Here is a 26251-nt window from a genome sequence, read left to right as displayed (position 1 = left end):
GCCCCGAGAACGCGGCCGTAACAGAGTTGAAAATTTGAGCGAAATTCCTTCCCGCACACTGGGATAACTGCTCGACCTCACAGCGGACGGTCAGACAATTCATCTGGCCGGCCAGCGAACCGTCACCGGCAGGTCACGTGAAATCCGCACAGCCGCAATGGAGGAAGCATATGAACCGCCGCAAGGGTGACGCGCCGGCGTCACGATATCGAAGTCTTCTAGGGGGTGTCGCCCTGGCATTCCTCGCGTTCTTTCTGGCGATGCCCGTCGCCCACGCCGCCGAGGTCATGCGCGTGACGTTCGTGCGTCACGCTCAGTCGGAGGGCAACGCCTCCGGCCTGATCGACACCAAGACTCCGGGTCCGGTTCTCACTCCCCTGGGTCAGCAGCAGGCCCAGGCCGTCGCCGACAAGCTGGGTGACAACAACTACGACGCCATCTACGCGTCGCAGATGGTGCGGACGCAGCTCACTGCCGCGCCGATGTCGCAGCGCCTCGGCCTACCGATCCAGGTGCTGCCCGGTCTCCAAGAGATCGAGGCCGGCGTCTTCGAGGGCACACCGGAGGCGAACGCTGCCGGCGGGTACGGGCTGTATCCGATCGCGTGGGCGCTCCCGGGCGTGATCCCGCAGATCCCGTTCGACAAGAGCACGTACATGCCAGGTACCAGCGTCAACGGATACGTGTTCGACGAACGGGTCAGGGGCGCGCTTCAGACCATGTACGACAACGGCGACCGCAACGCCGTGGTGTTCTCGCACGGCGGCACGATCATGTTCTGGACGTTGATGAACGTGAACAATCTGACCGTCATGGAGAAGCTCCAGCTGCTGCAGACCGCCCAGTTGAGCAACACCGATTATGTCGTCATCGAGGGCAACAACGAGGACGGCTGGACCCTGGTGAACTGGAACGGCAAGCAGTTCAGCCCGGAAGCGACCTTCGGGAACGAGGTGAAACTCCAGCTCCGGACGTTGTCCCGCCAGCTGACCGCCGCCGCGGACCAGGTCAAGGCAGCCTTCCAGACGGGCGACTTCGTGACCATTGCGACGGCCATCAACCACAGTGTCGCCGACGCAACCTTCTCGGTCACCAAGTTCAACCGTGCGATCAACGCGCAGATCATCAAGCGCGTCAGCGATGCATTCTCGAGCGATACCAACGATCTGCGGGACAAGGTGTCCACCGGGGTCGAGGACGTCAAGAGCACGCTGAAGGTGACCACGGACAGCTTCGAGCAGAAGGTTCAGTCCGCTCCCGAGACGGAGACTGTCTCGGACACAACGAAACCGGCTGATTCCGCACCCATCGCGGGGGCGAAGTCGAAGCTCAAGGCCGCCGTCGACGGCATCGTCAAGCCTCGTGGTGCGACCGATCTGTCCGACGGCAACAAGGCTCTGCCGGGCGTCACGAAGTCGCTCAGCCGTAGTGGCGAGAAGGTTCAGAGCGCCGTCAAGGACGCCCAGGACCAGGTGTCGTCGTCGCTCAAGAAGCTCGGCGACGTCGTCAAGAAGGCCACCGGCCGGCCCGGCAAGGCTGCCGCTGACAACGACGGTGCCGGCAACACCGCCGGCAACGACACCGCCGGCAACAAGGACGCCGCCTGAGCAGTCGGCATTGCCGAGGGTGCCCCAGACCTGTTGGTCTGGGGCACCTTTTTCATTCGGATCATCGAAAACAATTCGACCAATTCGTCTGCTTTTCAACCCGCGGCAATAACAAGTCTCAAACACCGGGACATCTGCACAATTACACATAATTCAGCCATACGTTCATTTCGCTCCACCTGTACACAACGATTGGAGGGAACGCAGCAAGATGAGTTATTTCAGATGCTCGGGTATCCGAGCGACGATTGCAGGCATAGGAATGATGTTCCTAGCATTTCTCCTGGCCATTCCGGTCGCGCACGCCGCGGAAGTCATGCGCATCACGTTCATCCGCCACGGTGAATCGACAGCGAATGCAGCGAACGTTGCCGACTCTTCGGTTCCGGGTCCAGTTCTCACCGAGAAGGGCCGGCAACAGGCCCGCGACATCGTCAAAGTGTTGGGTGACAACAACTATGATGCAATCTACGCCTCGACGATGGTCCGGACACAACTGACCGCCGCACCGATGGCCGAGTATCTGGGCCTTCCGATCCAGGTAGTTCCCGGCCTCCAGGAAATTGAGGCCGGAATCTACGAGGGCACCCCCGAATCCGATGCCGTCAAGGGCTATCTGCAGGCGCCGCTTAAATGGCTGCAGGGTGACCTCGATGCCCGCATTCCCGGTTCCGTCAACGGCCGAGAATTCGACGCCCGTATGGACGGTGCAATTCAGACGATGTACGACAACGGTGACCGGAACGTAGCCGCATTCTCGCATGGCGGTGCCATCATGTTCTGGGTTTTCCTGAATGCAGAAAATGCAGACCCGATGTGGCTGATGACCAATCCACTGCGAAATACCGGATACGTCGTGGTCGAGGGAAATCCCGAGGACGGCTGGCGCGTCGTCAACTGGAACGGTACCGAGATCGGGCCCGAAACCCCGTTCCGGGTCGAGGCCTTCCGTCAGCTGCGCACGCTGTCGAGGCAGTTGCAGCAGGCCGCAGACGGTGTCGCGCAGTCCTTCGACACACGCGACCCGGCAGCCATCGCCACCGCGATCAACCGTGGCCTCGCCGACGCCAGCTTCTCCATAGCCAAGTTCAACCGGGCGATCGGCGCCGAGGTCATCGACCGGGCGAACAAGGCAATCCCGAAGAGCGAGAGCCAATTACGCGACCAGGTGTTATCGGGAATCGAGGATGTGAAGAAGGCCGTCAGCAACACCGTCACGTCGGCGGCCGGCGATGTTCAAGACGATGTTGAGGCAGCAGGCGACACGGCTGCCCAGCAGGCCCAGCAGTCCCCCAAGCCGAATGTCACCGAGCTGCAGTCCAAGCGCAAGATACGCCCTGGTGCAACGGAACTCACCGGCGGCAACAAGGCGGTTCCCGGCCTCAGAAAGGCCGTCACCGAGTCGGGCGACAAGGTTCGCGCAGGTGTGGAAGACACGCGTGATCGGGTCTCGTCCTCGGTGCGCAACATCAAGGATTCGATCAAGAAGGACGCCGCCTAACGCATGAGCAGACGCAAAACTGCCCCAAATCGCTTGATTTGGGGCAGTTTTGCGTCTGCTCGCGGAAGGGTTAAGCGCCGTAAACGGGAACCGCGGGACGAGCCTTGGCCAACAGGTCGTTGACGACCGGGCCCAGCTCGGCGGGATCCCACTTGGCGCCCTTGTCGATCTGCGGTCCGTGTGCCCAGCCCTCGGCGACGCGGATCTTGCCGCCCTCGATCTCGAACACCTTGCCGGTGACGTCACGCGACTCGACGCTGCCCAGCCACACCACCAGCGGGGAGATGTTCTCCGCGGCCATGGCATCGAAGGCGTCGTCCTGGGTGGCCATCATGTCAGCGAAGACGGTCTCGGTCATCCGGGTGCGGGCCGAGGGCGCAATGCCGTTGACGGTGACGCCGTAGCGCCCCATCTCGGCCGCGGCCACCAGGGTCAATGCGGCGATGCCGGCTTTGGAGGCGCTGTAGGTGGCCTGCCCGACGCTGCCCTGCAGGCCGGCGCCCGAGCTGGTGTTGATGATGCGCGCATCGACGGTCTCGCCGGCCTTGGACTTGGCCCGCCAGTATGCGGCGGCGTGCTTCATGGTGGCGAAATGCCCCTTGAGGTGGACGGCGGTGACGGCGTCGAATTCCTCTTCGGTGGCGTTGGCGAACATCCGGTCACGCACGATGCCGGCGTTGTTGACCAGGACGTCGAGGCCGCCGAAGGCATCAACGGCGGTCTGGATCAGGCCTTCGGCCTGCGCCCAGTCGGCGACGTTGGCACCGCTGGTGACGGCTTCGCCCCCCGCAGCGACGATCTCGTCGACCACGTTCTGCGCCGCACTGCCACCGCCGGCCGGCGAACCGTCGAGGCCGACCCCGATGTCGTTGACCACGACGCGGGCACCTTCGGCGGCGAACGCGAGCGCGTGCTCACGCCCGATTCCGCCACCGGCACCCGTCACGATGACCACCCGGCCGTCGAGCAATCCCATTGTCATGTCTCCTTTTTCGAGTTACTTGATGTCGGCGGTCGTGGTGGACAGGTAGTGCGGCGGCTCGCCGCCGCCGTGCACCGCCAACGACGCGCCGCTGATGTACGACGCCGCATCCGAGGCCAGAAATGCTGTGGCCCAGCCGATATCGGCCGGCTTGGCGAGACGCCCCAACGGGACATTCCGTGAGATGGCCGCGATGGAGTCGGCATCACCGTAGAACAGTTCGGATTGTTCGGTCTCGACCATTCCGACCACCACCGAGTTCATCCGGACCTTGGGCGCCCACTCGACCGCCAGGGTCGAGGTGAGGTTGTCGATGCCGGCTTTCGCCGCACCGTACGCGGCGGTTCCCGGGGTGGGCCGATGACCGCTGACGCTGGAGATGTTGACGATGGAGCCGCCGGAGGCCTGGTTCTGCATCACGGCGTTGGCACGGGTGGACACCGAGAGCGCGCCGATCAGGTTGAGCTCGATGATCTTGGTGCTGAACTTCGCCGACGCATCGGCGGCGAGCACATACGGCGAGCCGCCGGCGTTGTTGACGACCACATCGAGGCGGCCATGCTTGGCCACGATGGCCTCGATCAGCCCGGCCACCGACTCGTCATCCCGAATGTCGCAGGCGTGGAATTCATAGGGCAATCCCTCAACCGGACGGCGTGCGCAGGTCACCACGGTGGCGCCCTGACCGGCAAAAACCGCGCTGATCCCAGCGCCGACCCCTCGCACTCCGCCGGTCACCAGGACCACCTTGCCGGCCAAACCCAAACTGATGGCACCGGCTTCTGGCGTAACTGTCACTGTGCTAGCGTACCAAGCAAGTGCTTGCTTAGGTAGCGACCCCTTCAGGAAGTGGATTGATGACGATCACCACCAAGACAGTCGAGCCGGGCATCGTCTCGGTCACCGTCAACTACCCGCCCGTCAACGCCATCCCGTCTGCCGGCTGGTTCGAACTCGGCGATGCGATCACCGCAGCCGGCCGCGACCGCAGCACCCACGTGGTGATCCTGCGGGCCGAGGGCCGCGGCTTCAACGCCGGTGTGGACATCAAGGAGATGCAGAACACCGAGGGCTTCACCGCGCTCATCGACGCGAACCGTGGCTGCTACCACGCGTTCAAGTCCGTGTACGAGTGCGAGGTGCCGGTCATCGCAGCTGTCAACGGATTCTGCGTGGGCGGCGGGATCGGCCTGGTCGGTAACGCCGATGTGATCGTCGCTTCCGATGACGCCAAGTTCGGTCTGCCCGAGGTTGAGCGTGGCGCGCTCGGTGCCGCCACTCACCTGTCCCGCCTGGTCCCCCAGCATCTGATGCGTCGACTGTTCTTCACCGCCGCCACTGTTCCCGCCGAGACGCTGCACCACTTCGGTTCGGTGCACGAGGTGGTTCCGCGCGAGGATCTCGACGAGTCGGCATTGCGGGTGGCGCGCGACATCGCCAGCAAGGACACCCGGGTGATCCGGGCGGCCAAGGAGGCGCTGAACCTCATCGACGTACAGCCCGTCAACGCGAGATACCGCATGGAGCAGGGCTTTACGTTCGAGCTGAACCTGTCCGGTGTCTCCGACGAGCACCGCGACGCGTTCGCCGGAACCGAGAAGGGATCCAAGGCATGACAGATAAAAGGACAACTCTCGACGAGGCGGTGGCCTCGATCGAGAGCGGTATGACCATCGGCATCGGCGGCTGGGGCTCGCGGCGTAAGCCGATGGCCTTCGTACGCGCCCTGCTGCGCACCGACGTCAAAGACCTCACTGTGGTCACCTACGGCGGCCCCGATCTGGGCCTGCTGTGCTCGGCGGGCAAGGTCAAGCGCGTCTACTACGGCTTCGTCTCCCTGGACTCGCCGCCGTTCTACGACCCGTGGTTCGCCAAGGCCCGCACCACCGGTGCGATCGAGGCCCGCGAGATGGACGAGGGCATGCTGCGCTGCGGCCTGCAGGCTGCCGCCCAACGGCTGCCGTTCCTGCCGATCCGCGCCGGCCTCGGCAGCGACGTCCGCACGTTCTGGGGCGACGAGCTCAAGACAGTGAAGTCGCCATACCCCACCGAAGGTGGCTACGAGGAACTCGTCGCGATGCCGGCGCTGAACCTCGACGCGGCCTTCGTTCACATGAATCTCGGTGACGCCCAGGGCAATGCCGCCTACACCGGTATCGACCCGTACTTCGATGACCTCTTCCTGATGTCGGCACAGCGTCGCTTCCTGTCCGTTGAGCGCGTGGTCTCCACCGAGGAACTGGTCAAGGCTGTTCCGACGCAGGCCCTGCTGATCAACCGGATGATGGTCGATTCGGTGGTCGAGGCTCCGGGCGGTGCGCATTTCACCACCAATGAGCCCGATTACCGGCGCGACGAGAAGTTCCAGCGCCACTACGCAGAGGCCGCAGGGTCGGACGAGACCTGGGCCGAGTTCGTCAAAACGTATCTGTCCGGTAGCGAGGCCGATTACCAGGCGGCCGTCCGGAAGTTCAAGGAAGATCAGGAGGCCAGCAAGTGATTGCCGTGACCCGCGCCGAGGTGTGCGCCGTTGCCTGTGCCGAACTGTTCCGCGACGCCGGCGAGATCATGGCCAGCCCGATGACCACCGTCGTCCAGATCGGTGCCCGGCTGGCCCGGCTCACCTTCTCGCCCGACATCGTGCTGACCGACGGTGAGGCCCGGATCCTGGCCGATACCCCGGCGATCGGCGCCCCCTTCACCGTCGAGGGCTGGATGCCGTTCAACCGCGTCTTCGAGACACTGGCCTGGGGCAAGCGCCATGTGGTGATGGGCGCCAACCAGATCGACCGTTACGGCAACCAGAACCTCTCGGCGTTCGGCCCGATCCAGCACCCGACCCGGCAGATGTTCGGCGTCCGCGGCGCCCCGGGCAACTCGATCAATCACGCCACCAGCTACTTCGTGGGTAACCACTCCAAGCGCGTCTTCACCGAATCGGTGGACATCGTGTCCGGAATCGGCTGGGACAAGATCGATCCGGAGAACCCCGCCTACCGGTTCGCCAACATCTACCGCGTGGTGTCCAACCTGGGCGTGTTCGACTTCAACGGCCCCGACCACCAGATGCGGGCAGTCTCGCTGCACCCCGGCGTCGAGGCCGATCAGGTCGCCGACAACACCTCCTTCGAGGTGCACGGCCTCGATGCCGCCGAGACCACCCGGCTGGCCACCGATGAGGAGCTCAAGCTCCTGCGCGAGGTCATCGATCCGAAGTCATTGCGCGACAAAGAGGTCAAGGTCTAAAGAATGGGTAAGCTCAAGACTCCGCTGACCGAGCTGGTCGGCATCGAGCATCCCGTCGTGCAGACGGGAATGGGCTGGGTGGCCGGGGCACGACTGGTCGCCGCAACCTCCAACGCCGGCGGGCTCGGCATCCTGGCGTCCGCGACGATGACGCTCGAGGAACTCCAGACCGCCGTCACCAAGGTCAAGGCCGCCACCGACAAGCCCTTCGGCATCAACATGCGTGCCGATGCGGGCGATGCCGGTGCGCGCGTCGACCTCCTGATCCGCGAAGGAGTCAAAGTCGCCTCCTTCGCTCTAGCACCCAAGCCCGAGCTGATCGCCAAGCTGAAAGACGCGGGCGTCGTGGTGATCCCGTCGGTCGGCGCGGCCAAGCACGCCAAGAAGGTGGCCGGCTGGGGCGCTGACGCGGTGATCGTGCAGGGCGGGGAGGGCGGTGGTCACACCGGTCCGGTCGCCACCACGCTGCTGCTGCCCTCGGTGCTCGATGCCGTCAAGGACACCGGTATGCCGGTGATCGCAGCGGGCGGCTTCTTCGACGGGCGCGGCCTGGCCGCCGCACTGTCCTACGGTGCGGCCGGAGTCGCCATGGGAACCCGGTTCCTGCTGACCTCGGATTCCACTGTGCCCGACGCGGTCAAAGAGCGGTATCTGCAGGCGGCGCTGGACGGCACCGTGGTTTCCACCCGCGTCGACGGCATGCCGCACCGGGTGCTGCGAACCGGCCTCGTGGAGAAGCTGGAAAGCGGCTCGCGGGCACGCGGTTTCGCGGCCGCGATCGGCAACGCCCAGAAGTTCAAGAAGCTCTCGGGCATGACCTGGTTGTCGATGGCGAAGGACGGCCTGGCCATGCGGCACGGCAAAGAGCTGACCTGGTCGCAGGTCGTGATGGCGGCCAACACCCCGATGCTGCTCAAAGCCGGTCTGGTGGAGGGTAATACCGACGCCGGCGTGCTGGCCTCGGGACAGGTCGCCGGCATCATCAGCGACCTGCCGTCGTGCGCTGACCTGGTCGAGAAGATCGTCGACGAGGCGATCGAGCATCTGCAGTCCGCGTCGGGCTACATCCAGTAACCTTCCCTGCCGAGCAGACATAGAACTGCCCCTTTTCATGTGAAAAGGGGCGGTTCTGTTGGGGGCCCCTCCCGCTTGCGGGGGACTGCTCGCGGGAGTACCGAGCGTCGGCGCTTGGCACAGTGGAGGCATGGACATCCGACGCGTCGAGAACCCCGTGGTGAGGCGGGCCGCCCAGGGACTGCACAACTTCAACAGCAGGCACCCGTGGAGCCACAACGACCATTTCCACGGTTGGATCCTGGCGAACCTGCCCGCGCATCGTGGAACCGCGATCGACATCGGCTGCGGTCAGGGCGGGTTGGTGGCTCAACTGGCAGGTCAGTTCGCACAGGTCCGTGGCACGGACCTCGATGCGGGCATGCGCGCCGAGGCGGCCCGGCGGTGTGCCGGCCTGACCAACGTCACCATCGACGACAGCCAACTCACCGAACTCGACGGGCCGGTCGACCTGATCAGCATGATCGCGGTGCTGCACCACCTCGACGTCGAGCGAGCGCTGATCGACATCCAACGACTCCTGGCTCCCGGCGGGCGGTTCCTGGCCGTCGGGCTGGCCGCCCGCAGCTCCCTCCGGGATACCGCGTGGGATCTGGTGTCCGCGGTGACCAACCCGCTCATCGGCCTGATCAAACACCCACGGCCGGTGCCCGGCGGTCCGTTGCCCCCGCCCTTCCCGGTGCGGGATCCACAGCTCAGCTTCGACGAGCTTCACGCGATGGTCCACGACGTCATGCCGGGCGCGCAGATGCGCCGCCGATTGGCCTTCCGGCACACCATCGTCTGGACGAAACCCGGCCGGGCGGCTCAGCGCAACAGCGCCCCGCCGAAGTAGTGACACCGCACCCGAATCCCGCGGCGTGACACATGTTTTCCTGCATATGGCGGGATTACGCGGCTGAGAACGACGAGGCCGGCAAGTTTCTTGCCGCTATGTTCCACGACTGGGCCGATCGTGCCGCGGAACGAGCAGGCCGGTCGCGCTGGACATGGTCGACGAAGAGTCGGGCCGGCTCACCCGCAGCGTGCTGGTCGTGAGGTAGCGATCATGACCGTTGTCGGTGGCGCGATCATTCGCGTCGTCAGGAGGCGACGATGACCTACGCCCGGGGCAATTTGTACGCCGAACACAAAGCAGAGGCGATTCTTCGTTGCCTGAGTCCGTCGTCACACTCACGGCGCCTCCGTAACGTACGTCATATCCGCAGCGCCTAGCTCCTCTACCTGGTGCGACAGCGGAAAATCCACTCGAGAAAGCGAGCACCACCATGTCCGTCTTCGGTTTCTGCCTGCTGTTCTTCATCGGGCTGTTCCCGGTCCTGATCCCGGCCACCACCTCGACCGTGCGCGCCATCGCGGGCTGGCGGAGCCGCCGCGCGGCCACCGCTCAGTAGCACTGATTCCGCCCGCCGGCACACTCCGCGAAGTGTTACCGCGGTGATAAATCATCTACCTCCACCCCGGGCATGTGAGCGCCCACGCCCCCGTCCCCGGCACCCTTGATTTCTCTCGAATCTGACGATCACTGCTGGTAGATGGCGGAAATCCCAGGCCCTTGCCGATCCGGCCCATCGCCGCCATGTCCCTGCGAAATAACTGCCGCGTTAACGCGATTTCACACTGGTCAGCGACCCTCAGTGCGTTCTTTTGAACCTCTCCGCACCGCCCTTACGCTCGTCCCTCTACAGGCTGGAGGGACGGATCGTGGTCGATTCACACGCAGGCGGCACAACACCTGCCGATGCATTGCTGCGGCTGGGCAAGTACTTCCACCGTGGTGAGATCTCCGACGATCAGCGGACCCTGCACAAGGTCGGCGGGCGCTCGGCAGATGACTTCTATCGCGACCGCTGGGCGCACGACAAAGTGGTCCGCTCGACCCATGGTGTCAACTGCACCGGGTCCTGCTCATGGAAGATCTATGTCAAGGACGGCGTGATCACGTGGGAGTCGCAGCAGACGGACTACCCGTCGGTCGGTGCGGACAAGCCCGAGTACGAACCACGCGGATGCCCGCGCGGCGCGTCATTCTCGTGGTACACGTATTCGCCTGCGCGCGTTCGCTATCCGTACGTCCGAGGCGTGCTGCTGGAGTACTATCGCGAGGCCAAGGAGCGACTGAACGACCCGGTGCTGGCCTGGGCCGACATCGTCGATGATCCGGAGAAATCGAAGCGCTACAAGACCGCCCGCGGCAAGGGCGGGTTTGTTCGTGCCGAATGGTGGGAGGCCGCCGAGATCGCCGCCGCCGCCCACGTCCACACCGTCAAGAAGTACGGTCCGGACCGAGTGGCCGGATTCTCGCCGATCCCGGCGATGTCGATGGTGAGCCATGCCGTCGGCGCCCGGTTCATCTCGCTTCTCGGTGGGTCGATGCTGTCGTTCTACGACTGGTATGCCGACCTGCCGGTGGCCTCGCCACAGGTGTTCGGTGACCAGACCGATGTACCCGAGTCGGCCGACTGGTTCGACGCCGGATACCTGATCATGTGGGGTTCCAACGTCCCCGTCACCCGAACTCCTGACGCGCACTACATGACCGAGGCGCGGTACCGCGGCCAGAAGGTGGTCGTGGTGTCGCCGGACTACGCCGACAACACCAAGTTCGCCGACGAATGGCTTCCGGCCCGCCCGGGCACCGACGCCGCTCTCGCGATGGCGATGGGGCACGTGATCCTCAAAGAGTTCTTCGTCGACAACCAGACGCCGTACTTCACCGACTACGTCAAGAAGTACACCGACCTGCCGTTCCTGGTCACCCTGGTCGAACGAGACGGGCGGGTGCTGCCCGGGAAGTTCCTCACCGCGGCCGATCTCGGCGGCGAACACGCGGACACGGAAGCGGCGTCCTCGAAGACGGTGCTGCTGGACCAGGCCGGGCGGCCCGTAGTTCCCAACGGCTCACTCGGGCACCGATTCACCGCGTCCGGCGAGGGCCACTGGAACCTCGACCTGCAGGGGGTGCACCCGATGCTGACCCTGCACGGCAACAACGACGACACCGCGAATGTCGCGCTGCCGCGGTTCGACAGCGACAAGCCCGGCGTGCTGGAACGCGGCGTGCCGACGAAAATGGTTGCCGGACACCGCGTGACGACGGTCTTCGACCTGATGCTCGCGCAGTACGGGGTGGCCCGCGACGGACTGCCGGGACAGTGGCCGTCCGGTTACGACGATGCCTCCGAGCCCTACACACCGGCCTGGCAGGAGGAGATCACCGGTGTGCCCGCGCAGGCCGCCGAGCGCATCGCACGGGAGTTCGCCGACAACGCCGAACGTTCCAAGGGCCGGTCGATGATCCTGATGGGCGCGGGCACCAACCACTGGTTCCATTCCGATCAGATCTACCGCTCGTTTCTCACGCTGGTCATGCTCACCGGTTGTCAGGGCGTCAACGGCGGCGGCTGGGCACACTATGTCGGCCAGGAGAAGTGCCGGCCGGTCACCGGTTGGGCCACCTTGGCATTCGGCCTCGACTGGCAGCGGCCGGCACGGCAGATGCAGGGCACGATCTTCTGGTATCTGGCGACCGATCAGTGGCGCTACGACCCGTTCACCTCAGAGGTGATGGCCTCTCCCCTGGCCGAGGGCCGCTTCGCCGGTCGCACCGTGGCGGACAGTATCGCGCTGGCCACCCGGCTCGGCTGGATGCCGAGTTACCCGACCTTCAACCGCAACCCGCTGGATCTGGCCGATGAAGCCATCCGGATGGGCAAGGACGCGGCGGAATACGTTGTGGACGGGCTCAAGTCGGGTCATCTGCAGTTCGCCTGCGAGGATCCCGACGCCCCGGAAAACTTCCCGCGGTGCCTGACGGTGTGGCGGTCCAACCTCCTGGGCTCCTCGGCCAAGGGCAACGAGTACTTCCTCAAACATCTGCTCGGCACCGATTCCGCGGTGGCCGCGCGCGACGAGGACGGCATCCGCCCCCAGGAGGTGCGCTGGCGCGACGAAGCGCCGGTTGGAAAGCTCGACCTGTTGCTGTCGCTAGATTTTCGCAACACCAGCACCACGTTGTTCTCCGACATCGTGCTGCCCGCCGCTACCTGGTACGAGAAGCACGACCTGTCGAGCACCGATATGCACCCGTTCGTGCACGCGTTCTCGCCGGCCATCTCCCCACCCTGGGAGACCAAGACCGACTTCGATGCGTTCCACCGCATCGCCCGCGGCTTCTCGTGGCTGGCCGAGAAACACCTCGGCAAGCGCAAGGACATCGTGGCCATGCCCCTGCAACACGACAGCGCCGATGCCACCGCGCAGCCCGGGGGTCACGTGCTGGACTGGAAAGCCGGTGAGTGCGAACCGATTCCCGGCAAGACCATGCCCCGGCTGGTCACGGTGGACCGCGACTATCCGGCAATCGCCGAGAAGATGGCCGCACTCGGGCCGATGGTGGAAACCGTCGGACTCACCACCAAGGGCGTGACCACCCATCCCGATGAGGAGGTCGAGTACCTGCGCGGTGTCAACGGCACGGTGGTCAGCGGCGTCGCTGTCGGACGCCCGTCGCTGGCCAAGGACACCCACGCTGCCGAGACCATCCTCGCGCTGTCGGGCACCACGAACGGTCGCCTGGCCGTCGAGGGCTTCGAGGCACTGGAACGACGGACGGGAACCGAGCTGGTCGACCTGGCCAAGGAGAACGAAGGCAAGCGAATCACGTTCGCCGACACCCAGGCCCGGCCGGTCCCCGTCAACACCTCGCCGGAATGGTCCGGGTCGGAAACCGGCGGCCGGCGCTACTCCCCTTTCACCATCAACACCGAACGGCTCAAGCCGTGGCACACGCTGACCGGCCGCCAGCATTTCTATCTGGACCACGACTGGATGAGTGAGCTCGGCGAACAGCTGCCGACGTTCCGGCCACCACTGGACATGACGGCGCTGTTCGACGAACCCGTTGTAGGTAGCACAGTCGGGGACGCGTCCAGTCGCTCAATCACGGTGCGGTACCTGACCCCGCACTCCAAATGGTCGATTCACTCCGCCTACCAGGACAACCTGTACATGCTCACGCTGTCGCGTGGCGGTCAGTGCATCTGGATGTCGGACGTGGACGCCGCCAAGATCGGGGTCAAGGACAACGACTGGATCGAGTGCACCAACCGCAACGGGGTGGTGAACGCCCGCGCGATCGTCAGCCACCGCATGCCCGAGGGCCTGGTGTTCATGTACCACGCCCAGGACAAAGCGGTCGACGTGCCGCGCACCGAGAAGAACGGGAAGCGCGGCGGTATCCATAATGCGCTGACCCGCATCATGATCAAACCCACCCACCTGATCGGCGGATACGCGCAGCAGTCCTTCGCCCTGAACTACCACGGGCCCACCGGCAACCAACGCGACGAGGTCACCACGATTCGTCGTCGCTCACAGGAAGTGGAGTACTGACGCATGAGAGTCATGGCGCAGCTCGCGATGGTGATGAACCTCGACAAGTGCATCGGCTGCCATACCTGCAGCGTCACGTGCAAGCAGGCTTGGACCAACCGCAGCGGTGTGGAGTACGTGTGGTTCAACAACGTGGAAACCCGTCCCGGACAAGGGTATCCACGCCAGTACCAGGATCAGGAGAAGTGGAAGGGCGGCTGGACGCTCAATAAGCGCGGCAAACTCACCCTGAAATCCGGCTCCCGGCTCAAGCGACTGCTGAACATCTTCGCCAACCCCGATCTGCCCACGGTATCGGACTACTACGATCCTTGGACCTACGACTACGAGAACCTGCTGTCGGCGCCGGCGATGGACACCACGCCGGTCGCGCGGCCCAAATCTCTGATCACCGGCCGGGATACCAAGGTCACCTGGGGTGCCAACTGGGACGACGACCTGGGCGGTGGGCCCGAGCAGGTGGGCCGAGACCCGTTGTTGGCCAAGGTCGCCGAAGTATCCGAGAAGGTCAAGCTCGAGTTCGAGCAGACGTTCATGTTCTACCTGCCCCGGATCTGCGAGCACTGTCTCAACCCGGCGTGTGCGGCGGCATGCCCGTCCGGCGCGATCTACAAACGGTCCGAAGACGGCATCGTGCTGGTGGATCAGGACAAATGCCGCGGCTGGCGACAGTGCGTCACCGGGTGTCCCTACAAGAAGATCTACTTCAATCACAAGACCGGCAAGGCCGAGAAGTGCACGTTCTGCTACCCGCGCGTCGAGGTCGGCATCCCCACGGTGTGTTCGGAGACCTGCGTCGGGCGGCTGCGCTACATCGGCGTGATGCTCTATGACGCGGACGCGGTGTTGGAGGCGGCTTCGGTCACCGACGACAAGGACCTCTACCCGTCACAGCTCGGCGTGTTCCTCAACCCGCACGATCCACGGGTGGTCGCCGAAGCCGAACGTGCCGGCATCTCACCCGAATGGATTGAAGCGGCCCAGAATTCACCGGTGTACCGGCTGATCGTCGACTATCAGGTGGCACTGCCCCTGCATCCGGAGTACCGCACCATGCCGATGGTCTGGTACGTGCCGCCGCTCTCGCCGGTGGTGGACATCCTCAAGGAGACCGGTCACGACGGCGAGAACAAGAACAACTTGTTCGGCGCCATCGACACGCTGCGGATCCCGATCGAATACCTCGCCGAGTTGTTCACCGCCGGTGAGGTGGGCCCGGTGCGGGCCTCGCTGCAGCGGCTGGCGGCGATGCGCGCCTACATGCGGTCGGCCAATCTCGGCGAAGAGTTCGACGAGACCATCCCGGAATCGGTGCGCTTGAGCGGCGAGGAGATCGAGGCGATGTACCGGCTACTGGCGATCGCGAAATACCAGGACCGCTACGTCATCCCGACCGGGGCCGGGTCCGACGCGCACCGCCTCGACGCGATCGCCACCGGCTGCAGCCTGGACGGTGACGGCGGGCCGGGAATGACCGCGTACGACACCATGGTGGACAAGTTCCACCTGACCAATACCAATGATGCTGTTCCACAAGGCGATCCGACCCGGGTCAACCTGCTCAACTGGGACGGCCGGAGCACAGATGGGTTGCTGCCGACCACATGAAACTACTCACTCTGGGTCGCAGAACAGGTACCGGTACGAGCCTGTCCGAACGTCAGCAGCGTCTGGTATGGCGGATGACTGCGCTGCTGCTCGACTACCCGACGGCCGAAACAGCCGAACTTGCCGGACAACTCGACGCTGTCGCCGCAGAGTTGCCCGAGGGGGTCCGAGTACCGCTGAGCGAGTTCCTGCGGGAGTTCGGCGAAACCGACCCGATGCAGCGTGCGTCGAACTACGTCGCGACGTTCGATATGCAGCGGCGCAGCAGCCTGCATCTCACCTATTACGCCTACGGCGACACCCGCAAACGGGGCATGGCCCTGTTGCGGTTCAAGCACGCCTACCGCCAGTCCGGCATCGACATCGGGGACTCAGAGCTGCCCGACTATCTGCCCATGGTGCTGGAGTTCGCCGCGACCGTCGACCAGGTTCAGGGTGAGCGGCTGCTGGCCGAACATGTCCCCGTGCTCGAACTGCTGCGGCTTTCCCTGCAGGACAACGGGTCCTACTACACCGGGCTGCTGGCGGCCGTCCTCGCCACTTTGCCTCCGGTGAACACCGCGGATCGCCGCCGCATCGCTCAGCTCGCCGCCGAGGGCCCGCCCGACGAGGATGTCGGACTCGACCCGTTCGCGATGGACCCGATGGCATCCGGAGGAACCCGATGAGCGCGCACCCGATGAGCAATGTGCTGTGGATGACCTTGCCGTACATCGCGTTCACGTCGTTCGCGCTCGGGCATATCTGGCGTTACAAGGCCGACCAGTTCGGTTGGACCACACGGTCTTCGCAGATCTACGAGAGCAGGCTGCTGAGACTGGGCAGCCCGCTGTTCCACTTCGGCATCCTCGGGGTGCTCGCCGGGCACGTGGTCGGACTGCTGATCCCGCAATCCTGGACCTCGGCGGTGGGCGTCTCCGACCATGCCTACCACCTGATGTCGGTGAGCATGGGGTCGCTGGCCGGAGTGGCCGTCGTCGCCGGCGTGACCATCCTGCTCTACCGCCGAGTCGCCGTCCCGGAAGTGCGCACGGCGACCACCCTCAACGACAAAGTGATGTACCTGCTGCTCGTCGGGGCCCTGGCGACCGGGATGCTGAACACCCTGACCAACGTCTTCTCGACCTACAACTACCGCGAAACCGTGTCGCCGTGGTTCCGCAGTTTGTTCACGCTGCACCCGGCACCACAGCTGATGGCCGATACTCCGTGGACGTTCCAGGCGCACGTGCTCATAGTCGTTGCCCTGCTCGGGCTTTGGCCATACACGCGGTTGGTGCACATGTTCAGCGCACCGATCGGCTATCTGGTCCGTCCGTACGTGATCTATCGCAGCCGGGACCCGCAGCGTGCGGGCAAGAACCGCTACTCCAAGGCGTGGGTGACACCGCAGGCACCACCTCCGCGCAGCCGCTGGGTGTGAGCCTCAACTGGACACGATGCCGACGACCAGATTGATGGTGGTCGCCAGGATGACGGTGCCGAACAGGTATGACAGCAGGCAGTGCCGCAGTGCCACCGAGCGGATGACCGCATCGGTGACGCTGGTGTCGGACACCTGATACGTCATACCGAGGTTGTAGCTGAAGTAGAAGAAATCGCGGAACGCCGGTGCGTCTGGAGAGTTGAAGTCGATGCCGCCGACCGGCGGCGTGTAGTAGAGGTTCGCGTAACGCGCCGCGTACATCAGGTGCATCCCGGCCCAGGCCATGAAGACCCCGGCCAGCGCCGCGGTCGCCGCAGTCGGATCACTGTGCGAGCCACCGTGCACGAGCATGAAGACGATGCTGACCAGGGCCCCGACTGCCGCGGCCACGATCACGAGCTCCTCGACCACCGGGTTGAAGGCTTCCTGGTGTGCGTGATGGTGGGTGCCCTCGGCGTCCATCGGCCACAACAGGATCCAGCCGGCGAGTACGAACATCGCTCCCGTGGTGGCGATCCCGACCAGCACACCCAGAGGCGCGTCGGTCAACCCGCCGGTGATGGCGCCGGCGGCGACTCCCACGAGCACCGAACCGCCGAGCCGGCCGGGCGCGGAGAGCAGTCTGGTCGTGTCCATCAGCAGGACGCGGTCGCGATGTCATCTGGCATGAGGTAAGTCTGCGCGCCGCAATCGCTGTTGGCACGCACACTAGCGGTATCCGTCGGGCAGCTCCTCTGGCCGCAAGTCGGTGGGGTCACCCGGACGGGTCAGCGTGAGGACCGCGCGCACGATCTCGGGTCGGGTCTGCAGTGCGTCGGCGATGGCGTTGAGCCGTTCTGCGACATTGGATTCGGCGGCGTCACCCGCGAGGTCGACCGCGGCAACCAGGTACATCCGGTCAGCCCCAACCCATTCCATGTGTAAGTAGCTGATCCGCTCGATGTCGGTATGGTCGAGTAGAGATCGCAGGACGTAGTTGCGGGCGGGCGGAGTCACCGCCTCCCCCGTGAGGAAGTCCATGTTGCGCCCAATGAGGAACAGTGCGACGCCGCCCAGCAGCACACCGATCAGGATCGAGCCGACTCCATCCCACACCGCGTTGCCGGTGAGTTGGTGCGCCAGGATGCCCAGCGCCGCGATTGCGACGCCGATCAGCGCCGAGAGGTCCTCGGCGAATACCGCACGCAACATCGGATTCGACGTCACCCTGATGTAGCGCAGCGGGTGAATGCGTCGCCGCACCGCAGTCGATCTGGTCTGGTGCAGCGCCTGCAAAAACGATGTGCCTTCGAGCACGAATGCGACGCCGAGCACCGCGTAGGCCCAGCCATACGACGTCGCGTCGGCCTCCCCGCCCAGCGAGGCAACGCCGTGCCAGATGGACACCACCGCACCGACGGTGAACAACCCGAAGGCGGCGAACATCGACCAGATGTAGCCGGCCCGTCCGTATCCCAACCGATGTTGCGCGTCGGCCGGTTTCATCGACTTACGGGTCCCGATCAACAGAAAGACCTCGTTGCCGGTGTCCGCCCAGGAATGAGCCGCCTCGGCCAGCATGGACGCCGAGCCGGTGATGCCCGCCACGACGGTCTTGGCGAGCGCAATCAGTACGTTGGCGCCGAGCGCGATGATGACGGTCAGGGCACTCTCGTTGTGTGTTGCCTCCCCGTCCGTGCTCATGCCCCACACTTACCCGTTGGCGGCCGGACGCAAAAGTGCCCCGAAACTCGCGTTTCGGGGCACTCGTGCCCGGGGTGTGAAACCTAGAGGCGTTCGATGATCGTGACGTTGGCGGTGCCGCCGCCCTCGCACATGGTCTGCAGGCCGTAGCGGCCGCCCGTGCGCTCCAGGGTGTTGAGCATGGTGGTGAACAGCTTGGCGCCGGTGGCTCCCAGCGGGTGGCCCAGGGCGATGGCGCCACCGCTCGGGTTGACCTTGGCCGGATCGGCCTTGGTCTCCTTGAGCCAGGCCAGCACGACGGGTGCGAAGGCCTCGTTGATCTCGACGGTGTCGATGTCGTCGATCGACAGGCCGGTCTTCTCCAGCGCGTACTGGGTGGCCGGGATCGGGCCGGTCAGCATCATCACCGGATCGTCACCGCGTGCGCTGATGTGGTGGATGCGGGCGCGGGGCTTCAGGTTGTACTTGTTGATCGCCTCTTCCGACGCCAACAAGACCGCCGCCGCACCGTCCGAGATCTGGCTGGCCAGCGCCGCGGTGAGCCGGCCGCCCTCGACGAGCGGCTTCAGCGACGCCAGCTTCTCCAGCGTCGACTCACGCGGTCCCTCGTCGATGCCGAAGTCGCCGACCGGGACGATCTCGTTGTCGAAGTGGCCGGCCCGGATCGCGGCGAACGCCCGTTGGTGGCTGTTGTAGGCGAACTCCTCCATCTCCTCGCGGGAGATGTCCCACTTCTCGGCGATCATCTCCGAGCCGCGGAACTGGGAGATCTCCTGGTCGCCGTAGCGGTGCAGCCAGCTCTTGGATTCGTTTGTGGGCGAGGTGAATCCGAATTCCTTCCCGACCACCATGGCCGAGGAGATCGGGATCCAGCTCATGTTCTGCATACCGCCGGCCAGGATCAGGTCAGCGGTGCCGGACATGATGGCCTGTGCGCCGAAGGAGATGGCCTGCTGGCTGGAGCCACACTGCCGGTCGACGGTGACTCCGGGGACTGCTTCGGGATATCCCGCGGCCAGCCAGGTCAGCCGACCGATGTTGCCGGCCTGCCCGCCGATGGCGTCGACGCAGCCGACGATGACGTCGTCGACGGCACCCGGATCCACGTCGGTGCGGTCGAAGATGGCGCGGAACGCGTGCACGCCGAGGTCGATCGGGTGCACCTCTGCCAGCGAGCCGTTCTTCTTTCCGACCGGCGTACGCACTGCGTCGACGATGTATGCCTCAGGCATTGTTTGTCTCCTTTGACAGGGTGATTCCGCCGAGAACTACGGCGAGGTACTGGCGGCCGACCTGCTCGGCCGTGAGGGGTCCGCCCGGTTGATACCAGCGGACCGAAACCCAGGTGGTATCGCGGATGAACCGGTACACCAGGTCGACGTCCAGATCGGGGCGGAAGGAGCCGTCGGACATGCCCTCCTCCAGGATGTCCAGCCACATCCGGCGCTGCTCTTTGTTGCGCTCGTCGACGAAACCGAACTGCGGTAACGAGGACAACCGCTTGGCCTCGTCCTGGTAGATCACGACTTGCGCATGCCGATGCTCGATGGCCTCGAACGAGGTCATGAACAACCCGGTGAGCCGTCCCAGCGGGCTGGACTCCTGCTCCAGGATCTGCTCGTACCTGGTGAACAACCAATCCAGGAAGTCCTTGAGCACTTCCTCGACCATCTGCTCTTTGGACTTGAAGTGGTGATACAGGCTGCCTGACAGGATTCCCGCGGAGTCGGCGATATCGCGGACCGTCGTCGCCTTCAGACCGCGTTCGGCAAACATGGTCGCGGCCAGGTCCAGAAGCTCGTCGCGTCGGCTTGCCGGCTGGGCAGGGGTATCCGGCTCCATCGACACAGCATAGCAACCAAGCGCTTGCTAGGTCACCCTTGGAGGGAATCCGACTTCCGACGCACCATCTCGGCGATCCAGACGGGTGCATAGGGAGATGTACATCCCGGTGACGTCGGGTAGTCCTTGAGTACCGCCAGGCGTTCGCCGATCTCGATAGCCCGAGCGCGATGTCCGGCGTGCTCGATCCCGATTTGAGCCAAGCAGGTGTTCATCGCCCACTGCAGGCGAGCCGGGGCATCGTTCATCTCAGCCTCGATGACATCGAGCAACGCGTCGAGATCGAGACCGTCGGGTTTCTTCGCCACCCGATCGGCGGTCAGAGACCACCCGGCACCGGCGACCACTGGATCCGGGTCGGCGCGCCAGGCCACACGCAGCTCTTCCGCGTTCGAGTTCTTCTTCACCACATAGTTCACGAGCCAGTCATGAACCTTGGGCGCACGGGCCTCGCGCAGCATGCTGTCCAGCTCGTCACGCCCGAAATCCTTCGGGCGACAGATCAGCAGCGCCAGGAGTCTCGCCGCGGTGTCGCCCGTCCCCCAGAGCTGTTGTGCCAGTCCCTGCTGCGATTTCAGTCGCTTCGCGAGTCCTCGCAGCTTGCTGAGGTTCACGCCGTGGTCATCGCCATGCCTCTCGTTGACCTGGCGCATCTTCGGGTCTTCGAGCCCTGCCAACTCCGCCATCACGTCGGCCAGCTTGGTCTCGGCCACATCCGCCTCCCGTTGATCGAGTGCGGAATTCAGCCTACGGCGGGCAAGTGCGCCGACCGGCAGCTGAGCTTGCTCCGGACAACGAATCGTGCCCGGACAGCAGGCGGTGCCGGTCAAGCGGGCTGGGGCACGCTCCCGACGACCGAGACCTCGGGAACCGTTGCGGCCGCACGCCCGGATAACGCTGCGGAAACCACGGTGGCCGCCAGCAGCGCCACCAACGCCACCGCGCCCGCCGCCACCGATGTCGGCCAGATACCGTTCAACAGCAGGATTGCCGGCACGGTGCAGGTGGGGATCCCGAGCAGTATCAGGAACCATCCGGTGAAGTGGCCCAGGTCGATCCGGCCGACCTTGGCGACCCCGAGCCCCAACAGCACGAAGAACAGCGTCCACATGATCGCCCACGTCGCCCAGATGACGGCGAAAACCGGATCGGTTCCGACACTCTTGATCGCGTAGTACGCCGCGATGGCCGCCACGAACGTGCTGTACCAACCGAATCCGCGAGGGTCGATGTCGAAGATCTGGATGAACGCGAACCACAGGTAGGTGAACCCGAACAGATAGCTCGGCCAGGTCGCATTGATGGTGGCGGGATCGCCGTCCGACTGCACGAGCACCAGGGTCGGCAGAACCACCTGGGCCGCACCGACGAACAGGTTGATCGGCGCGGCGCCACGCCCGGTGACCAGACCGACCGAGACCAGGCCGTTGACGAACAGCGCTACGCCGACGAGAAGCAGCCCGACGTTTCCCATCAGCGGCCGATCCATTCCACGAACTGGTCCGACGTGATGACCGGTGCGAAGAAGTTGTTGATCCGCTCGAACGCTGCCCGCTCCTGGTCGGGGTGTGCCGCACCGGTCGCATCGCCGATCACGATGGGCAACAGACCGTGATCGCGCGCGGCACGCGCGTTGCCTTCGACGCACCAGTCGAGGTGGATTCCGGTGAGCACCAACACCTCCACCCGCTGCCGGCTCAGCGCACCGGGCAGGTCTGTGCCGACAAACGCCGTTTGGAGTGCCTTCTCGTACAACTCGTTGTCACCGGGCTCGACCAATTCGCGCAATTCTCCGACAAGTTCGTTGTCCCAGGCGATCTGCTCGGGCGTGGCATCGATGTGTCCGGTCCAGCCGTCGTACTGCACCCGGTCGAATTCAGTCTTCGGATAGTCGTCGCGGAATACCGAGAACCCGATCCAATTGAACGAGACGAAGTTCGGGGCCGAGCGCGCGGCCTTCGCCGACTTCACGGTCGCTTCGAGGCTCCCGCGGAAGGCGTGGCCCTCCGCGTACTGGACCCCGCCCGGCTGGTACAGCGAGTTGGACTGGCTGATCGACAGGAAAGCCGCCGGCCGCGAGAGGATCTCACGGAAGTCGAGCCGTTCCCACTGCTTGGCCAGCGGTGGAACGGCGGCCCGGTTGTCGGGTGGGTAACCGAGCGCTTCGGGATCGAGCGCAACCGGCGCGAGCGGAGTAGTTCGAGTCGAGCCGTCGAGGGCGAGTGCGGTCACACGCGATACCTTCGACCGCCGGTGCCGAGGTTGACAGCCTTTGGATCGACGCGATTCTGGACCCCTACCGGTACTGCGGGTACGACCAGTACGACGAGCAGTGCTCGGGACGGTCCCCACCCGTCGGCCGATCGGCCCGTGCCCGCGACAGGTTGAAGGTGTACCAGGGGTCGGGATCGTGGATCCGCGCGGTCACGCATTCACGCACCGAAGCAGGCAAGCGGGCCAGGGCCGGGTCGATGTCGGACGACAGCCCGGACAGGTACTCGGCGTCGAGCGCACCGGTCTGCTCGAAGCGGTCGATGTTGCGGTCAGCGATCAATCGCTCCGGGTTCAATGCGGCCAGCCCGAGCAGCGCGAGGATGCCTGCCACCAGTACTGCCCGCGGCAGCCACCGGCCGGTCATCCGGATCCCGGCGATCGCGACGAGGACGAAGACCGTGCCCAGCCAGACCTCGGTGGTGATGACCATCAGCCTCTCGGTGCTGAAGCCGTACGCCTGTTGGTACAGCCACATCCGGTGGATCGCCGATATCACCACGACAATTGATGCAACGCAAAGGATTCCGACCAGGATCCGCAACAGTCGGCGGTCGGCGGCACTGACCCGGCCCGCCACCCGGATCACCACGCTGAGCACCAACAGCGTGAGCGCGGACACCCACAGCAACTGCCAGAACCCCTGGCGGGCGTATTCGGCGTACGTCAACCCCTCGGTCTCCAACACATGGGTGTGCCCGCCGAACAACACAGTGGCCTGCACTGCGACGAACGCGATGAACAGTGCGTCGAGCACCCCCAGCGGCAGCGCCCACTCCCACCGCGGGACCGGCTGCATCGGCGCCGGGGCCATCGCATCCAGGCGCGGCGGGAACCGCACCAGATAAGCACCGCCCAGCACGAACGTCACCACGATGCCGAAGACGACCGCCCGCGCCGCGAGGTCGACCCCATCGAACGAGGGCACCAGGTTGCCGGCGAGGTGCGCGAACGCCGGGTCGGCGGCGGCGAACAGCGCACCGAAGACCACTACCAGGCCGACGGTGAGTGCGGCCACCACGGCGACGCGGCCGAGGCTGGGCAGACCCGAGCGACCCGGCACCCAGGCCTTGACCGTCTGCTCGACCCAGCCGCGCAACCGACCGAACAACACCCACGGCAGGAACGGCCCGGTGAACACCGCAGTCCAGGTCCGGCCGCCGACCATCGTGCACCAGCCGATGATCCAGGCGGCCGTCAGACTCAGCGCGCCCATCCATTCGGCGGCCAGCAACGCCGGTACGACGAGCAGGGCCAGCGTCAGTCCGATTCCGAACCATTCGGTGCGGCTCGGGCGATGCGGCGCGGTGCCGTAGACGACGCCGAAGACCAGCAGACCGACCACCAGGTAGCCGACGCTGAGCACAGACAGACGCCACGCTGCCGTACCGACCAGGCCGGCGATCAGGGCGGATGCCAGGACCCGGCGCGGCGCCGACGTCAGCGGGGCAGTGGGCCAGACCCGGCGGGACCACACTGTCCAACCCGGCTCACCCTGACGCGGCAACGCCGGCCCGATCAGCAGCGGTGGCGTCCCCTGCTGCCCCGGATAGGGCGGCAATCCCGGAACTGTTGTCGTCATCTCGACCTCTCCCCCATCGCGGACTCAGGGATGCTGACCCTGATCCGACATCCCGACTCGGTACTCATCACCTCGATGACACCGCCGTGCAATTCGACTGCCCACCGAGCGATCGCGAGCCCGAGACCCGTGCCCCCGTCCGAGGTGGCACCACGGGTGAACCGTTCGAAGACGCGGTCACGCTCAGCCGGCGCGATACCTGGGCCCTGATCCGCCACCTCGAGCCGCAAGCCCGACACCTGACGAGTCGCCAGCACCGTCACGCGGCCACCAGGCGGGCTGTGCCTAATGGCGTTGTCCACCAGGTTGACCACCACCTGACGTAGCCGTGCTGGGTCAGCGACGGCCTTCAAGTCGGGCGGTGACACCCTGATGCCGACCGGTACGTCGGCCGCGGATACAGAGACGTGCTCGACGGCCTCACGCAGAAACTCGTCGACATCGAACCGGCTGATCTGCAACGGAATTGCCCCACCTTCGACCCGCGAGAGGTCGAGCAGATTGGTCACGAGCTCACCCAGACGTTCGGTCTGGGACAGTGCCATCCGCATGGTCTGGGCATCGGGTTCGACCACCCCGTCGACCACGTTCTCCAGCACCGCCTGCAACGCGGTGATCGGTGTACGGAGCTCGTGGGACACATTGCCGATCAATCCACGCCGGTACTCGTCGGCGGCGCCGAGGTCTGCCGCCATCTGATTGAACGCCGTTGCCAACTGGCCGATTTCGTCACGGGAAGTCGCACGTACCCGGAGGCTGTAGTCGCCGCGCGCCATGGCCCGCGCTGCCGCGGTCATCTGGCGCAACGGCGAGGTCATGCCGTGGGCGAGGAACTGCGTCAGGATCAGCGATGTGGCGAGTGCGGCCAGCAACGCATACCGGAACTGCCAGCTGGCCCCGATCCAAAACGTGAAGGAGGCCAAAAGGATCGCCCCGCCCACCAACAGGCCGGTCTTGACCTTGAAGGAGGCAAAAGGATCCAACGGCCGGGGCAGCCGGTCCCAGAACTCGGCGATGACGCTCATCGCGGGCCACTCATCGCGGAACCTCGAGGGCGTAGCCCACCCCGTGCACCGTCCGGATCAGCTCGGACCCGAGCTTCCGACGTAGTGCCTTGACATGGCTGTCCACGGTTCGGGTCTCCACTTCCGACGCCCAACCCCAGACGTGTTGCAACAGCGTCTCGCGGGGTACCGCCGCCCTGGGCCGGCCTGCCAGGAAGGCCAACAGGTCGAATTCGGTTCGGGTCAGGTGGACCTCCTGATCGCCCTGATGGACCCGGCGCTCGGTCAGGTCGATGCGGTAGTCGCCGACCGACAGAGGCTGATCACCGGTCACCCGGTCCACCCGCCGCAACAGGACCCTCACCCGCGCCACCAGTTCTCGCATGCTGAAGGGCTTGGTCAGGTAGTCGTCGGCACCGATTCCCAAACCGATCAGCATGTCGGTCTCGTCGCTGCGCGCGGTCAGCATGAGCACCGGCACGACCCGCTCGGCCTGGATGCGCCGGCACACCTCCAGTCCGTCGAAGCCCGGCAGCATCACGTCGAGTACGACCAGGTCCGGCTGGGTTGCCGCGGCGGTTGCCACGGCCGAAGGCCCGTCGACCGCGGTCTCGACCTCGAACGCCTCGGCGCGCAGCCTGGTGGCCACCGCGGACAGGATGGTCGGCTCGTCGTCGACCACCAGAATTCGCTTCACGGATCTGAGCGTAAGCGCAGGTTGTGGTGCTTATCGGCAGCGATTGTGAAGATCCCGTGGAGACCGTGGCGCGGAAGGGAGGCGAACCAGACACACATGCCCCGATGGCACCGGGTCCGTGGAGGTGCCGGCGTGCCCGCCTGTTAGCGACAATTCAGCGACAATCGCCACATCCGCCGCATCGACAACGTCTGCCGCAGACGCGGTGAGCACACGTGCCACTCTTGCCTAATCAGACACGCAGGCAACAACTTTCATGTTGCCCACCTACGAGCGACAGAGTCGCTGATAGGTGGGCACTGGACCACTGAGACTGAAGTGCTCAGTGGTGCTG

24 protein-coding genes are annotated in these 26251 nt (G+C 65.2%); 12 read left to right on the top strand and 12 right to left on the bottom strand.

Going from position 1 to position 26251, the window contains the following annotated elements; genetic code table 11:
* Positions 1-170 precede the first annotated feature (170 nt).
* Together ACZYZF_RS20175 and ACZYZF_RS20170 are read left to right on the top strand one after the other, a co-directional pair.
* On the top strand, positions 171-1607 hold the full coding sequence (locus ACZYZF_RS20175) for a histidine phosphatase family protein (RefSeq protein ID WP_463836612.1): 1437 nt from the start codon (positions 171-173) through the stop codon (positions 1605-1607).
* A 265-nt stretch (positions 1608-1872) separates the two neighbouring features.
* On the top strand, positions 1873-3108 hold the full coding sequence (locus ACZYZF_RS20170) for a histidine phosphatase family protein (protein WP_463836611.1): 1236 nt from the start codon (positions 1873-1875) through the stop codon (positions 3106-3108).
* A gap of 70 nt (positions 3109-3178) precedes the next feature.
* Here ACZYZF_RS20170 and ACZYZF_RS20165 read toward each other — a convergent pair whose 3' ends face one another.
* The gene (locus ACZYZF_RS20165) at positions 3179-4084 is read right to left on the bottom strand and encodes an SDR family oxidoreductase (protein ID WP_463744201.1); all 906 of its coding nucleotides are present in this window, start codon (positions 4082-4084) and stop codon (positions 3179-3181) included.
* Positions 4085-4105: 21 nt separating this feature from the next.
* Complete coding sequence (locus ACZYZF_RS20160) at positions 4106-4888, bottom strand: SDR family oxidoreductase (RefSeq protein WP_463744059.1); 783 nt, start codon at positions 4886-4888, stop codon at positions 4106-4108.
* 59 nt (positions 4889-4947) lie between these two features.
* Between ACZYZF_RS20160 and echA20 the strand changes: the two genes are divergently transcribed.
* The 10 genes from echA20 (at position 4948) to narI (ending at position 16835) form a co-directional block, all read left to right on the top strand.
* Positions 4948-5706 carry a (7aS)-7a-methyl-1,5-dioxo-2,3,5,6,7,7a-hexahydro-1H-indene-carboxyl-CoA hydrolase gene (echA20, locus tag ACZYZF_RS20155; protein WP_463744058.1) on the top strand — a complete coding sequence of 253 codons (759 nt, stop codon included), beginning with the start codon at positions 4948-4950 and terminating at the stop codon, positions 5704-5706.
* Entirely contained in the window at positions 5703-6590 is an 888-nt protein-coding gene (gene ipdA / locus ACZYZF_RS20150) for a cholesterol ring-cleaving hydrolase subunit IpdA (RefSeq protein WP_463836610.1), read from the top strand. The genes echA20 and ipdA overlap by 4 nt, the downstream gene beginning before the upstream one ends.
* On the top strand, positions 6587-7336 hold the full coding sequence (gene ipdB, locus ACZYZF_RS20145; protein WP_463744056.1) for a cholesterol ring-cleaving hydrolase subunit IpdB: 750 nt from the start codon (positions 6587-6589) through the stop codon (positions 7334-7336). Before ipdA ends, ipdB begins: the two co-directional genes overlap by 4 nt.
* A gap of 3 nt (positions 7337-7339) precedes the next feature.
* A complete protein-coding gene (gene ipdC, locus ACZYZF_RS20140; RefSeq protein WP_463744055.1) occupies positions 7340-8410 on the top strand; it encodes a (3aS,4S,5R,7aS)-5-hydroxy-7a-methyl-1-oxo-octahydro-1H-indene-4-carboxyl-CoA dehydrogenase in 1071 nt (356 codons plus the stop codon).
* Between the two features lie 130 nt (positions 8411-8540).
* Complete coding sequence (locus ACZYZF_RS20135) at positions 8541-9245, top strand: class I SAM-dependent methyltransferase (RefSeq protein ID WP_463836609.1); 705 nt, start codon at positions 8541-8543, stop codon at positions 9243-9245.
* A 433-nt stretch (positions 9246-9678) separates the two neighbouring features.
* Complete coding sequence (locus ACZYZF_RS20130; protein ID WP_463744053.1) at positions 9679-9804, top strand: hypothetical protein; 126 nt, start codon at positions 9679-9681, stop codon at positions 9802-9804.
* Between the two features lie 352 nt (positions 9805-10156).
* The gene (locus ACZYZF_RS20125) at positions 10157-13804 is read left to right on the top strand and encodes a nitrate reductase subunit alpha (RefSeq protein ID WP_463836636.1); all 3648 of its coding nucleotides are present in this window, start codon (positions 10157-10159) and stop codon (positions 13802-13804) included.
* Positions 13805-13807: 3 nt separating this feature from the next.
* A complete protein-coding gene (gene narH, locus ACZYZF_RS20120) occupies positions 13808-15412 on the top strand; it encodes a nitrate reductase subunit beta (protein ID WP_463836608.1) in 1605 nt (534 codons plus the stop codon).
* Entirely contained in the window at positions 15409-16080 is a 672-nt protein-coding gene (gene narJ / locus ACZYZF_RS20115; RefSeq protein ID WP_463836607.1) for a nitrate reductase molybdenum cofactor assembly chaperone, read from the top strand. The genes narH and narJ overlap by 4 nt, the downstream gene beginning before the upstream one ends.
* Positions 16081-16091: 11 nt before the next feature.
* On the top strand, positions 16092-16835 hold the full coding sequence (gene narI / locus ACZYZF_RS20110; protein ID WP_463744199.1) for a respiratory nitrate reductase subunit gamma: 744 nt from the start codon (positions 16092-16094) through the stop codon (positions 16833-16835).
* 3 nt (positions 16836-16838) lie between these two features.
* On the opposite strand, the gene ACZYZF_RS20105 is transcribed toward narI, so the two are convergent.
* The 10 genes from ACZYZF_RS20105 to ACZYZF_RS20060 form a co-directional block, all read right to left on the bottom strand.
* A complete protein-coding gene (locus tag ACZYZF_RS20105) occupies positions 16839-17474 on the bottom strand; it encodes a DUF1345 domain-containing protein (protein WP_463744050.1) in 636 nt (211 codons plus the stop codon).
* A gap of 72 nt (positions 17475-17546) precedes the next feature.
* A complete protein-coding gene (locus tag ACZYZF_RS20100) occupies positions 17547-18521 on the bottom strand; it encodes a cation diffusion facilitator family transporter (protein WP_463836606.1) in 975 nt (324 codons plus the stop codon).
* Between the two features lie 83 nt (positions 18522-18604).
* On the bottom strand, positions 18605-19753 hold the full coding sequence (gene fadA6 / locus ACZYZF_RS20095; protein ID WP_463744048.1) for a steroid 3-ketoacyl-CoA thiolase FadA6: 1149 nt from the start codon (positions 19751-19753) through the stop codon (positions 18605-18607).
* On the bottom strand, positions 19746-20363 hold the full coding sequence (locus ACZYZF_RS20090) for a TetR/AcrR family transcriptional regulator (protein WP_463744047.1): 618 nt from the start codon (positions 20361-20363) through the stop codon (positions 19746-19748). The genes fadA6 and ACZYZF_RS20090 overlap by 8 nt, the downstream gene beginning before the upstream one ends.
* Positions 20364-20395: 32 nt before the next feature.
* Complete coding sequence (locus ACZYZF_RS20085) at positions 20396-21049, bottom strand: DNA alkylation repair protein (protein WP_463836635.1); 654 nt, start codon at positions 21047-21049, stop codon at positions 20396-20398.
* Positions 21050-21189: 140 nt separating this feature from the next.
* The gene (locus ACZYZF_RS20080; protein WP_463836605.1) at positions 21190-21837 is read right to left on the bottom strand and encodes an AmiS/UreI family transporter; all 648 of its coding nucleotides are present in this window, start codon (positions 21835-21837) and stop codon (positions 21190-21192) included.
* Positions 21837-22595, bottom strand: coding sequence for a cysteine hydrolase family protein (locus tag ACZYZF_RS20075; protein WP_463836604.1), 759 nt, complete (start codon positions 22593-22595; stop codon positions 21837-21839). Before ACZYZF_RS20075 ends, ACZYZF_RS20080 begins: the two co-directional genes overlap by 1 nt.
* A gap of 64 nt (positions 22596-22659) precedes the next feature.
* Positions 22660-24216 carry a DUF4153 domain-containing protein gene (locus ACZYZF_RS20070; protein WP_463836603.1) on the bottom strand — a complete coding sequence of 519 codons (1557 nt, stop codon included), beginning with the start codon at positions 24214-24216 and terminating at the stop codon, positions 22660-22662.
* Positions 24213-25232, bottom strand: coding sequence for a HAMP domain-containing sensor histidine kinase (locus tag ACZYZF_RS20065; protein WP_463744198.1), 1020 nt, complete (start codon positions 25230-25232; stop codon positions 24213-24215). The genes ACZYZF_RS20070 and ACZYZF_RS20065 overlap by 4 nt, the downstream gene beginning before the upstream one ends.
* 19 nt (positions 25233-25251) lie before the next feature.
* Entirely contained in the window at positions 25252-25917 is a 666-nt protein-coding gene (locus tag ACZYZF_RS20060; RefSeq protein WP_463744043.1) for a response regulator transcription factor, read from the bottom strand.
* Positions 25918-26251 lie beyond the last annotated feature (334 nt).

The sequence above is a fragment of the Mycobacterium sp. IDUB_24 genome, from assembly GCF_055419385.1.
The sequence above is the reverse complement of the archived record's forward strand: the minus strand, read 5'-3'. Positions and strand labels throughout refer to the sequence as shown.

Excerpts from the sequence above, each read along its gene's own strand:
- ipdA (WP_463836610.1), top strand. The coding sequence starts at position 5,703 with ATGACAGATAAAAGGACAACTCTCGACGAGGCGGTGGCCTCGATCGAG.
- narJ (WP_463836607.1), top strand. The coding sequence starts at position 15,409 with ATGAAACTACTCACTCTGGGTCGCAGAACAGGTACCGGTACGAGCCTG.
- ACZYZF_RS20175 (WP_463836612.1), top strand. The coding sequence starts at position 171 with ATGAACCGCCGCAAGGGTGACGCGCCGGCGTCACGATATCGAAGTCTT.
- narI (WP_463744199.1), top strand. The coding sequence starts at position 16,092 with ATGAGCAATGTGCTGTGGATGACCTTGCCGTACATCGCGTTCACGTCG.
- ACZYZF_RS20090 (WP_463744047.1), bottom strand. The coding sequence starts at position 20,363 with ATGGAGCCGGATACCCCTGCCCAGCCGGCAAGCCGACGCGACGAGCTT.
- ACZYZF_RS20170 (WP_463836611.1), top strand. The coding sequence starts at position 1,873 with ATGTTCCTAGCATTTCTCCTGGCCATTCCGGTCGCGCACGCCGCGGAA.
- narH (WP_463836608.1), top strand. The coding sequence starts at position 13,808 with ATGAGAGTCATGGCGCAGCTCGCGATGGTGATGAACCTCGACAAGTGC.
- ACZYZF_RS20070 (WP_463836603.1), bottom strand. The coding sequence starts at position 24,216 with ATGACGACAACAGTTCCGGGATTGCCGCCCTATCCGGGGCAGCAGGGG.
- echA20 (WP_463744058.1), top strand. The coding sequence starts at position 4,948 with ATGACGATCACCACCAAGACAGTCGAGCCGGGCATCGTCTCGGTCACC.
- ipdC (WP_463744055.1), top strand. The coding sequence starts at position 7,340 with ATGGGTAAGCTCAAGACTCCGCTGACCGAGCTGGTCGGCATCGAGCAT.
- ACZYZF_RS20130 (WP_463744053.1), top strand. The coding sequence starts at position 9,679 with ATGTCCGTCTTCGGTTTCTGCCTGCTGTTCTTCATCGGGCTGTTCCCG.
- ACZYZF_RS20165 (WP_463744201.1), bottom strand. The coding sequence starts at position 4,084 with ATGGGATTGCTCGACGGCCGGGTGGTCATCGTGACGGGTGCCGGTGGC.
- ACZYZF_RS20100 (WP_463836606.1), bottom strand. The coding sequence starts at position 18,521 with ATGAGCACGGACGGGGAGGCAACACACAACGAGAGTGCCCTGACCGTC.
- fadA6 (WP_463744048.1), bottom strand. The coding sequence starts at position 19,753 with ATGCCTGAGGCATACATCGTCGACGCAGTGCGTACGCCGGTCGGAAAG.
- ACZYZF_RS20105 (WP_463744050.1), bottom strand. The coding sequence starts at position 17,474 with ATGGACACGACCAGACTGCTCTCCGCGCCCGGCCGGCTCGGCGGTTCG.
- ACZYZF_RS20080 (WP_463836605.1), bottom strand. The coding sequence starts at position 21,837 with ATGGGAAACGTCGGGCTGCTTCTCGTCGGCGTAGCGCTGTTCGTCAAC.
- ACZYZF_RS20135 (WP_463836609.1), top strand. The coding sequence starts at position 8,541 with ATGGACATCCGACGCGTCGAGAACCCCGTGGTGAGGCGGGCCGCCCAG.
- ACZYZF_RS20085 (WP_463836635.1), bottom strand. The coding sequence starts at position 21,049 with ATGGCGGAGTTGGCAGGGCTCGAAGACCCGAAGATGCGCCAGGTCAAC.